General features: G+C 69.3%; 7 protein-coding genes and 1 tRNA gene. 6 read left to right on the top strand and 2 right to left on the bottom strand.

What is annotated here, in order from left to right; all coding sequences use genetic code 11:
- Positions 1-208: 208 nt before the first annotated feature.
- Together JS521_RS15285 and JS521_RS15280 are read right to left on the bottom strand one after the other, a co-directional pair.
- Positions 209-1,039, bottom strand: a complete 831-nt coding sequence (locus JS521_RS15285) for a ScbR family autoregulator-binding transcription factor (RefSeq protein ID WP_205083533.1) — start codon at positions 1,037-1,039, stop codon at positions 209-211.
- Positions 1,040-1,373: 334 nt separating this feature from the next.
- A tRNA-Leu gene (locus JS521_RS15280) sits at positions 1,374-1,456 on the bottom strand.
- A 314-nt stretch (positions 1,457-1,770) separates the two neighbouring features.
- On the opposite strand from JS521_RS15280, the gene JS521_RS15275 reads away from it, so the two are divergent.
- From JS521_RS15275 to pknB, 6 genes are all read left to right on the top strand, one after another.
- Positions 1,771-2,625: an FHA domain-containing protein gene (locus JS521_RS15275; RefSeq protein ID WP_205083532.1), complete on the top strand. Its 855-nt coding sequence runs from the start codon at positions 1,771-1,773 to the stop codon at positions 2,623-2,625.
- A gap of 10 nt (positions 2,626-2,635) precedes the next feature.
- Positions 2,636-3,154 (top strand): FHA domain-containing protein FhaB/FipA, encoded by a 519-nt coding sequence (locus tag JS521_RS15270; RefSeq protein WP_003967913.1) that lies wholly within the window; start codon positions 2,636-2,638, stop codon positions 3,152-3,154.
- A 135-nt stretch (positions 3,155-3,289) separates the two neighbouring features.
- A complete protein-coding gene (locus tag JS521_RS15265; RefSeq protein ID WP_205083552.1) occupies positions 3,290-4,789 on the top strand; it encodes a PP2C family protein-serine/threonine phosphatase in 1,500 nt (499 codons plus the stop codon).
- Positions 4,790-4,811: 22 nt separating this feature from the next.
- A complete protein-coding gene (locus tag JS521_RS15260; protein ID WP_205083531.1) occupies positions 4,812-6,212 on the top strand; it encodes an FtsW/RodA/SpoVE family cell cycle protein in 1,401 nt (466 codons plus the stop codon).
- Complete coding sequence (locus JS521_RS15255; protein WP_205083530.1) at positions 6,209-7,666, top strand: peptidoglycan D,D-transpeptidase FtsI family protein; 1,458 nt, start codon at positions 6,209-6,211, stop codon at positions 7,664-7,666. The genes JS521_RS15260 and JS521_RS15255 overlap by 4 nt, the downstream gene beginning before the upstream one ends.
- Positions 7,667-7,836: 170 nt before the next feature.
- Entirely contained in the window at positions 7,837-9,840 is a 2,004-nt protein-coding gene (gene pknB, locus JS521_RS15250; RefSeq protein WP_205083529.1) for a Stk1 family PASTA domain-containing Ser/Thr kinase, read from the top strand.
- Positions 9,841-10,005 lie beyond the last annotated feature (165 nt).

Here is a 10,005-nt window from a genome sequence, read left to right as displayed (position 1 = left end):
CCTGGCCCCGGTCCGAAACCGGGGCCGCCCCCCCCCCCCCACCCCCCCCCCCCCCCCCCCAAAACCCCCCCCCCCCCCCCGGGGGGGGGGGGCCCGCGCCCCCCCCGCCCCGCCCCCCCCCCCCGCCGCATCATGATCAATCGGACGTTTCACGTGAAACATGGAACGCAAAACATGGCACGTGAAACATGGCACGTCCGGTCGCGGATCAGGCAGCCCCTCCGGCCGCCGCCGCGCCCGCGCCCGCAGGCTCCTCGTCGCCCTCGTCGCCCGCAGGCCCGGTCCGCGTACCGCGACCGGTTCCACCGCCCCGCAGGCCCGACCCGCCCGCCCGGGAGCCGGTGTCCTTCGCGGGATCGGCCCCCGCCCCCTTGGCCTCGGCGGCGATCCGGGCCTCCTGCTCCTCCCGCTCCGCCTTCTCGCGCGCCTGGGCCGCCAGATCCACCCGGCCCTCGGGCTTGATGTGGGCGATGACACCGGGGTGAGCGATCGAGGGCAGGATGTGGCGCCACATCTCCGCGACCTGCTCGCGCAGGTCGGCCCGCCCGGAGTCGGCCTCCGAGACCAGCTGGATACCGGTGAACGAGGCGACGATGATTTTGGCCGACACCATCGGGTCGATCTGCGGGAACACCTCGCCGCGCTCCTGCCCCAGCTCCAGCATCCGGGCGGTCGCGTCGATCCACTCGCCCCACGGATGCGGTCCGCCGAGGAAGACGCCCTCGATGGAGAGCCTGGTACCGGCCCGGGCCATCGCGTTGTGGCGCAGGGCGAAAGCGAACTGCTGGCCGCCGTCCACCAGGGACTGGAGCGGCGATCCCTCCTGCTCGAACTCGACCGTGGAGGTCTGCTCGTCCATGATCGCCTGCGCGATGGCCTCCTTGGAGGCGAAGTGGAAGTACAAGGCCCCCTTGGTGACCTTGGCGCGGCGGAGAATCTCCGAGATGGCGGCACGCTCGTAGCCGTAGTCGTCGAAGACACTCGCCGCGGCATCCACGATCGACCGCCACGTCTGGACCGCGCGAGCCTGCTTCGCCATTTTCTGCCTCCGGGACGTTCTGTGCGCTCAACCCTTCACCGCCGAGACGCCGTCGATCCAACCTCTGCGGCCAGCGTATGCAAGTACGCCGTTGCACCGGCCATCGGTCTGTCCGGAAACCGTGCCCGCACCCCGGTGGATCACCGCCTGCGGACGACCGCTGCCGCCCTCCCCTCAGCCCCTCTCCTACCCGGCTGTCCGTACCCCGCCCGCCCGACGAAAACACGGGGCGACTCCCTCCGGAGCACGCAACGACGAAGAACCCCCGCTCCGGATCTCTCCGAAGCGGGGGCTCTCTCGAATCAACTTCAACAGCCGCAAGCGACTGCCGTTGTGCGCGAGGGGGGATTTGAACCCCCACGTCCCTAAGGACACTGGCACCTGAAGCCAGCGCGTCTGCCGTTCCGCCACTCGCGCATGAGTGGTGTTTTCAGACTCTCACTTTGGGGGGTGAGCGCCTGGCGACAAACGGAAGATTAGCACGCTGGACAGGGTGGATTCACATCCGTTGTTTCGCCGGCTCCGGGAGGGGAAGCGGGAACCCCGAACCATCGCCCCCCACTCCTCCAGAGTGCGTCCCGAGTGCGGGACACTGTGAGGAGGCCACCTCTACGATCCGTGTGAGGGGTGACACTCATCCACAGGCCAGACAAGGGGAACCAGCCGATTTCCCGACGCGTGGATACGATCAGTAAGCAGTACAGGGACGATGACAACGGAGGAGGTGCCCCATGGGGGTCATGAAGCGTTTCGAGCAGCGCCTCGAGGGGCTGGTCAACGGCACCTTCGCCAAGGTCTTCAAGTCCGAGGTGCAGCCCGTCGAGATCGCAGGCGCCCTCCAGCGCGAGTGCGACAACAACGCGACGATCTGGAACCGCGAGCGGACCGTCGTCCCCAACGACTTCATCGTCGAGCTCTCCACCCCCGACTACGAGCGGCTCAGCCCGTACTCCGGTCAGCTGGGCGACGAGCTCTCCGGCCTGGTGCGCGACTACGCCAAGCAGCAGCGCTACACCTTCATGGGGCCGATCAAGGTCCACCTGGAGAAGGCCGACGACCTCGACACCGGGCTCTACCGGGTCCGCAGCCGCACGCTGGCGTCGAGTTCGTCACAGCAGGACCAGGCGTCGCCGGACCGGTCCGCGCCCGGGCGGCCCGCCGCCCCGCAGGCTCCCGGCGGCTACGGCTACCCCCCGAGCACCGCTCCGCCGATGCCCGCGGCCCCGCCGCCGGGCGCCGGACGGCCCCCGGCCTCCACGAACGACCGGCGCCCGCCGGCCGCGCCCGGCCCCCTGCCGGACGCCCGGACGCGACGCTGGATCGAGATCAACGGCACGCGCCACCAGATTTCCCGCCCGACGTTGGTGATGGGACGATCCACCGACGCCGACGTGCGGATCGACGACCCCGGCGTATCGCGCCGGCACTGTGAGATCCGGACCGGAACGCCCTCGACGATCCAGGATCTCGGGTCTACCAACGGCATCGTGGTAGACGGGCAGCACACCACCCGCGCTACGCTCCGCGACGGCTCGCGGATCGTCGTGGGCAGCACCACCATCGTTTACCGGCAAGCCGAAGGGTGAAGCGGGGGCAATGTCAGAGCTGACCCTGACGGTCATGCGGCTAGGTTTCCTGGCTGTTCTGTGGCTGTTCGTCATCGTGGCCGTACAGGTCATCCGCAGCGACCTGTTCGGAACGCGCGTCACGCAGCGCGGCTCACGCCGCACTGCCGCCGACGCGCGCCCGCAGCAGGGCCGCCAACAACAACAAGCGGCGCCGCCCCAGCAGCGCCAGCAGCCCGGACGGCAGCGCCGTGGGGCACCCACAAAGCTGGTCGTGTCCGAAGGCACGCTCACGGGCACGACGGTCGCGCTCCAGGGCCAGACCATCACCCTGGGCCGGGCCCACGATTCAACGATCGTGCTGGACGACGACTACGCGTCCAGCAGGCATGCCAGGATCTACCCGGACCGTGACGGCCAGTGGATCGTCGAGGATCTCGGGTCCACCAACGGCACGTATCTGGAACGGACCCGGCTCACCACCCCGACACCAGTTCCGCTGGGCGCGCCGATCCGTATCGGCAAGACCGTCATCGAGCTGCGGAAGTAGTACGACAATGAGCGAGCGGAGCGAGCGAGCCGCGGCGGCCTGGACGACGGACGCTGCCCGGTTCCCGACCGGAGGGTGGGCAGTGTGGCTCGAGACAGGCTGTACCCCGAGGCGGACCCGACGGGGCAGGTGCGCATGAGTCTGTCGCTGCGCTTCGCCGCCGGTTCGCACAAGGGCATGATCCGGGAGGGGAACGAGGACTCCGGCTACGCCGGTCCCCGGCTCCTCGCCATCGCCGACGGCATGGGCGGTCAGGCGGCCGGTGAGGTCGCCAGCTCCGAGGTGATCTCCACGCTCGTCCCCCTCGACGACGACGTCCCGGGATCCGACCTCCTGACCTCGCTCGGCACCGCCGTGCAGCAGGCCAACGACCAGCTGCGCGTCATGGTCGAGGAGGACCCCCAGCTGGAGGGCATGGGCACCACGCTCACCGCCCTGCTCTGGACCGGTCAGCGCCTCGGCCTGGTGCACGTCGGCGACTCCCGCGCATACCTGCTGCGCGACGGCGTCCTGACGCAGATCACCCAGGACCACACCTGGGTGCAGCGCCTGGTGGACGAGGGCCGGATCACCGAGGAAGAGGCCACCACCCACCCGCAGCGCTCCCTGCTGATGCGGGCACTGGGCAGCGGCGACCATGTCGAGCCGGACCTCTCCATCCGCGAGGTCCGCGCCGGCGACCGCTATCTGATCTGCTCCGACGGCCTCTCCGGTGTGGTCTCGCACCAGACGATGGAAGAGACCCTCGCCAGCTACCAGGGCCCGCAGGAGACCATCCAGGAGCTGATCCAGCTCGCTCTGCGCGGCGGCGGCCCCGACAACATCACCTGCATCGTCGCCGACGTCCTGGACGTCGACAACAACGACACCCTGGCCGGGCAGCTCAGCGACACCCCGGTCGTCGTCGGCGCGGTCGCGGAGAACCAGGCCCAGCTGGGCGACGGCGGCGCCATGCAGACGCCCGCCGGCCGCGCGGCCGGCCTCGGCCGCCCCGTACCCCCGCCCGCCGGCGGCTTCGGCCCGCCCGGCAGCGGCGACCCCGGCTACGGGGGCATGCCGGACGGCTCCTACGACTCGTATACGGACGACGACTTCGTCAAACCGCGCGGCGGCCGTAAATGGCTGAAGCGTTCCGTCTACATCGTGCTGGCGCTGGCCGTGATCGGCGGCGGTCTGTACGGCGGCTACCGTTGGACGCAGACGCAGTACTACGTCGGCGCGCAGGACGAGAACGTGGCGCTGTTCCAGGGCATCAGCCAGGACCTCGCCTGGGTCTCGCTCTCGAAGGTCGAGAAGAACCACCCCGAGATCGAGCTCAAGTACCTGCCGCCGTACCAGCGCAAGCAGGTCGAGTCGACCATCGCCGAGGGCAACATCACCGACGCCCGCGAGAAGATCGACGAGCTGGCCGCCCAGGCCTCCGCCTGCAAGAAGGACGCGCAGCGCCGCGCGGCCGACGCCGAGAACCGGGCCCGTACGGGCGAGGGCGAGGCCGGCGGCACCGCCGGGGCCCCCGCCACCAGGACTTCCGCCACGTCCTCCGCCAAGGGGACCAAGCCGACCACCGCTCCCACTCCCGGCCCCAGCCTCTCGGAGCAAGAGAAGAAGCTGGTCCCGCAGTGCGGTAAGCAGTAAGCCGTAGGGGGCCTTCAGCACCATGAGCGTTGTCACCAACACGACCACCATCGGCGCGATCGACGCACCGAGCCGCCGTAACACCGAGCTGGCGCTCGTCGTCTTCGCCGTCGCCATCTCGGTGTTCGCCTACGCCAACGTGGGCCTCGCCCTCAACGGCGAACTGCCCGCGGGCATGCTCGGCTACGGGGCGGGGCTCGCGCTGCTCGGTGGGGTCGCCCACCTCGCGGTGCGGAGGTTCGCCAAGTACGCCGATCCGCTGCTGCTGCCGCTGGCGACCCTGCTCAACGGGCTGGGCCTTGCGCTGATCTGGCGGCTGGACCAGTCCGAACGGCTTCTGGCCCTCAAGAGCTTCGCGCCGGCGGCGTCCAAGCAGCTGATCTTCTCGGCGCTGGGCGTGGCGTTCTTCATCGGCGTGCTGGTCCTGCTGAAGGACCACCGCATCCTCCAGCGCTACACCTACATCTCCATGGTGTTGGCGCTGATTCTGCTGATCCTGCCGATGTTCTTCCCCGCCCAGTTCGGCGCGAAGATCTGGATCACCATTCCGGGAATCGGTTCGATCCAGCCCGGTGAGTTCGCGAAGATCGTCATCGCGGTCTTCTTCTCCGGCTACCTGATGGTGAAGCGCGACGCCCTGGCCCTGGCCAGCCGGCGCTTCATGGGCATGTACCTGCCCCGCGGACGGGATCTCGGTCCGATCCTGGTCGTCTGGGCGATGTCGATCCTGATCCTCGTCTTCGAGACCGACCTCGGCACCTCGCTGCTCTTCTTCGGCATGTTCGTCGTCATGCTCTACGTGGCGACCGAGCGCACCAGTTGGATCGTCTTCGGCCTGACCATGTCGGCCGTGGGCGCGGTCGGCGTGGCCTCCTTCGAGCCGCACGTCAAGGACCGTGTCACCGCGTGGCTCGACCCCTTCGCAGGCTGGGGCACCCACCAGGCAAGTGAGCAGATGGCCCAGGTGCTGATGGCCTTCGGCTCCGGCGGCACGCTCGGGACCGGCCTCGGCCAGGGCAACTCCGACCTCATCCTCTTCGCGGCGAACTCCGACTTCATCCTCGCCACCGTGGGCGAGGAACTCGGGCTCGCCGGGGTGATGGCGTTCCTCCTGCTGTACGGGCTGATCGTCGAGCGCGGTGTCCGCACCGCCCTGGCCGCCCGCGACCCGTTCGGCAAGCTGCTGGCCATCGGACTCTCCGGCGCGTTCGCCATCCAGGTGTTCGTCGTCGCCGGCGGTGTCATGGGGCTCATCCCGCTCACCGGTATGACGATGCCGTTCCTCGCCGCCGGCGGATCCTCGGTCATCGCCAACTGGGCTCTGATCGGCATCCTCATCCGGATCAGCGACACCGCCCGCCGCCCGGCACCGGCACCCGCGCCCTCCACCGACGCCGAAATGACCCAGGTGGTCCGACCGTGAACAAGCCGCTGCGCCGGATCGCGATCTTCTGCGGAATCCTCGTCATGGCTCTCCTGATCCGGGACAACTGGCTCCAGTACGTCCGTGCCGACGAGCTGAACAGCCACAAGTACAACCGCCGCGTCGAGATCGAGCGGTACGCCCACGAGCGCGGCGACATCATCGTCGACGGCAAGGCCATCACCGGCTCCGCCGAGACCGAGGACAGCGACTTCACGTACAAGCGGGTCTGGAAGGACGGCCCCCTGTGGGCACCGGTCACCGGCTATTCGTCCCAGGCCTTCGACTCCTCGCAGCTGGAGAACCTGGAAGACGGCATCCTCACCGGCAACGACGACCAGCTGTTCTTCGACCGGACGCTGTCGATGTTCACCGGCGAGAAGAAGCGCGGCGGCAACATCGTCACCACGCTGAACGGCGACGCCCAGAAGGCCGCCTTCAAGGGGCTCGGCGACAAGAAGGGCGCGGTGGTCGCCCTCGACCCCAAGAGCGGCGCCATCCTCGCCCTCGCGAGCACCCCGTCCTACGACCCCTCGGTCTTCGCCGGAAACTCCATGAAGGACTCGGACAACCGGCAGAAGCTCCTGAAGGACAAGGACAAGCCGATGCTCAACCGGGCATTGCGCGAGACCTACCCCCCGGGCTCCACCTTCAAGGTCGTCACCGCCGCCGCCGCCCTGGAGAACGGGCTCTACGACGACATCGACGCCAAGACGGAGTCCCCGCTTCCCTGGAGGCTGCCGCAGACCGACAGGGACCTCCAGAACGAGGGCAACATCCCCTGCGAGAACGCCTCGCTGCGGGAGGCCCTGCGCTGGTCGTGCAACACCGTCTTCGGGAAGATGAGCGACGACCTCGGCAACCGGAAGATGATCGAGCAGACGGACAAGTTCGGCTTCAACAAGGAAGTCTTCACGCCCGTCCGCGCCGACGCGAGCATCTACCCCGAGGACAACAAGCCGCAGAACGCCATGGCCGGCATCGGGCAGGCGTCCAACCGGACCACCCCGCTCCAGATGGCCATGGTGGCCTCCGCGATCGCCAACGACGGCAAGCTGATGCAGCCGTACATGGTCGCCGAGCGCCAGGCGCCCAACCTGGACCCGGTCTACACCGCGGAGCCCGAGGAACTCAGCCGCGCGCTCTCCGGTGAGAACGCCCAGAAGGTCCAGCAGATGATGGAGACCGTAGTCAAGGACGGCACGGGAACCAACGCGCAGATCCCCGGCGTCACAGTGGGCGGCAAGACCGGTACCGCCCAGCACGGTCTGAACAACAGCGAGAAGCCGTACGCCTGGTTCATCTCGTACGCGAAGACCGACAACGGCTCCCCGGTCGCCGTCGCCGTCGTGGTCGAGGACGGCAACGCCAACCGGGACGACATCTCCGGTGGCGGCCTGGCCGCCCCCATCGCGCGCGACGTGATGAAGGCGGTCATCGACAGCAAGAAGTGAGACCTGTCACGGCCGCCGCCCGCCATACCGGACATCGCATACCGGTCGGATATCGGCTGACGGGTGCGGGCTGATCACGTAACCCGTGCCCGGTAGCGTATGCGCGAACAGCGCACCGCCGCGGACCACACACGGGTGCGGTCGGGACTGACGGAGAGGGCTGGAACAGTATGGAAGAGCCGCGTCGCCTCGGCGGCCGGTACGAGCTGGGCTCGGTGCTCGGCCGTGGTGGCATGGCCGAGGTCTACCTCGCCCACGACACCCGGCTCGGCCGCACCGTAGCGGTGAAGACGCTCCGGGCCGATCTGGCCCGCGACCCGTCGTTCCAGGCCCGGTTCCGCCGTGAGGCCCAGTCGGCCGCCTCGCTCAACCACCCCGCGATCGTCGCCGTGTACGACACCGGCGAGGACTACGTCGACGGGGTCTCCATCCCGTACATCGTGATGGAGTACGTCGACGGCTCCACGCTGCGGGAACTGCTGCACTCCGGGCGCAGGCTGCTTCCCGAGCGCACGCTGGAGATGACCGTCGGCATCCTCCAGGCCCTCGAATACTCGCACCGGGCCCAGATCGTCCACCGCGACATCAAGCCCGCGAACGTCATGCTGACGCGCACCGGCCAGGTCAAGGTCATGGACTTCGGCATCGCCCGCGCCATGGGCGACTCCGGGATGACGATGACGCAGACCGCCGCGGTCATCGGCACCGCCCAGTACCTCTCCCCGGAGCAGGCCAAGGGCGAGCAGGTCGACGCGCGCTCCGACCTGTACTCCACCGGCTGTCTGCTGTACGAGCTGCTCGCCGTGCGGCCCCCGTTCGTCGGGGACTCGCCCGTCGCGGTGGCCTACCAGCACGTCCGCGAGGAGCCGCAGCCGCCGAGCAACTTCGACCCCGAGATCACGCCCGAGATGGACGCGATCGTGCTGAAGGCGCTCACCAAGGACCCGGACTACCGCTACCAGTCCGCCGACGAGATGCGCGCCGACATCGAGGCATGCCTCGACGGCCAGCCGGTCGCGGCGACGGCGGCGATGGGCGCCGCGGGGTACGGGGGCTACGACGGCTACAACGCCGACCAGCCCACCGCCGCCCTGCGCCCGGCCGACCCGAACAACGCGCAGACCTCGATGCTGCCCCCGGTCAACCCGGACGACGGCGGCTACGGCTACGACGACCGCCAGGGCCGCCGGGGCCGGCAGAAGAAGAACAACACCTCGACGATCCTGCTGGTCGTCGCGGGCATCCTGGTGCTCATCGGCGCGATCCTGATCGGCCGGGTGATCTTCTCCGACAACGGGGGCGACGACCAGGTCAAGGCGCCGAACCTGGTGGGCTCCACGCTCAAGGAAGCGGAGACGCTGGCGGACAGATCCGGCGTCACCGTGAACGTCGGCGCCGAGGAGCCGTGCGAGGAGCAGGAGAAGGGCGCGATCTGCTCGCAGAACCCGTCGGCCGACGCGACGATGGACAAGGACGGCACCGTCACGGTCGTCGTCTCCACCGGAGCGCCCACGGTCGAGGTCCCCAACGTCCTGGAGAAGTCCGAGGACGGGGCCCGCGATGTCCTGGAGGACAAGGGCTTCACGGTCAACGTCACCACGAAGGAGTCCGAGAAGACCGAGGGCACCGTGATCAAGCAGGACCCGCCGGGCGGCGACCAGGCCGAGGACGGGGCCGAGATCACCATCACCGTGGCCAAGCAGTCGACCGACCCGATGCCCGACGTGCGCACCCGTCAGTACGACGCCGCCGTCGCCCAGCTCAACCAGCTCGGGTTCACCAACGTCTCGCGGGCCGACGTGGACTCGGACAAGCCGGCCGGAGAGGTGGTCGAGCAGACCCCCGCAGGCCCGAGCAAGCAGGCCAAGGACGTGCAGATCGTCCTCAAGGTCTCCAAGGGGCCGGCCGAGCCGGAGCAGGTTCAGATCCCCGGTGACCTCGGCGGCAAGTCGTACCAGGACGCGAAGGCCCAGCTCGAAGGGCTCGGCTTCGTGGTCGCGCTCACCCCGGGTTCGGTCGACAAGCCGGACGCCAAGGTGATCACCAGCAACCCCGCACCGAACACCCAGGCGGAGAAGGGCAGCACCGTCAACCTCGTGACCATCGAGGGCGGCGGGCCCGGCGGGGGCGGCGGGCCCGGCGGCGGCCTCTTCGGAGGCATGGGCGACGACTGAACCACCGGCCGGCCGCACCAGCCGGCACGGCGAAGGGCCCCCGTAACCCCGATGGGGACCCGGGCCCCTCCCCTAAACGCCAACCCGTACCCCCCCCACAGCCCACCACCGCCGGTTTAGTGCGGTCCATGTACACCTACTCCCTACGCACCACCGAGCCCCCGA

This window comes from Streptomyces durocortorensis, from assembly GCF_016901035.1.
In the GTDB taxonomy this organism is placed as follows: Bacteria; Actinomycetota; Actinomycetes; order Streptomycetales; family Streptomycetaceae; genus Streptomyces; species Streptomyces durocortorensis.
The sequence above is the reverse complement of the archived record's forward strand: the minus strand, read 5'-3'. Positions and strand labels throughout refer to the sequence as shown.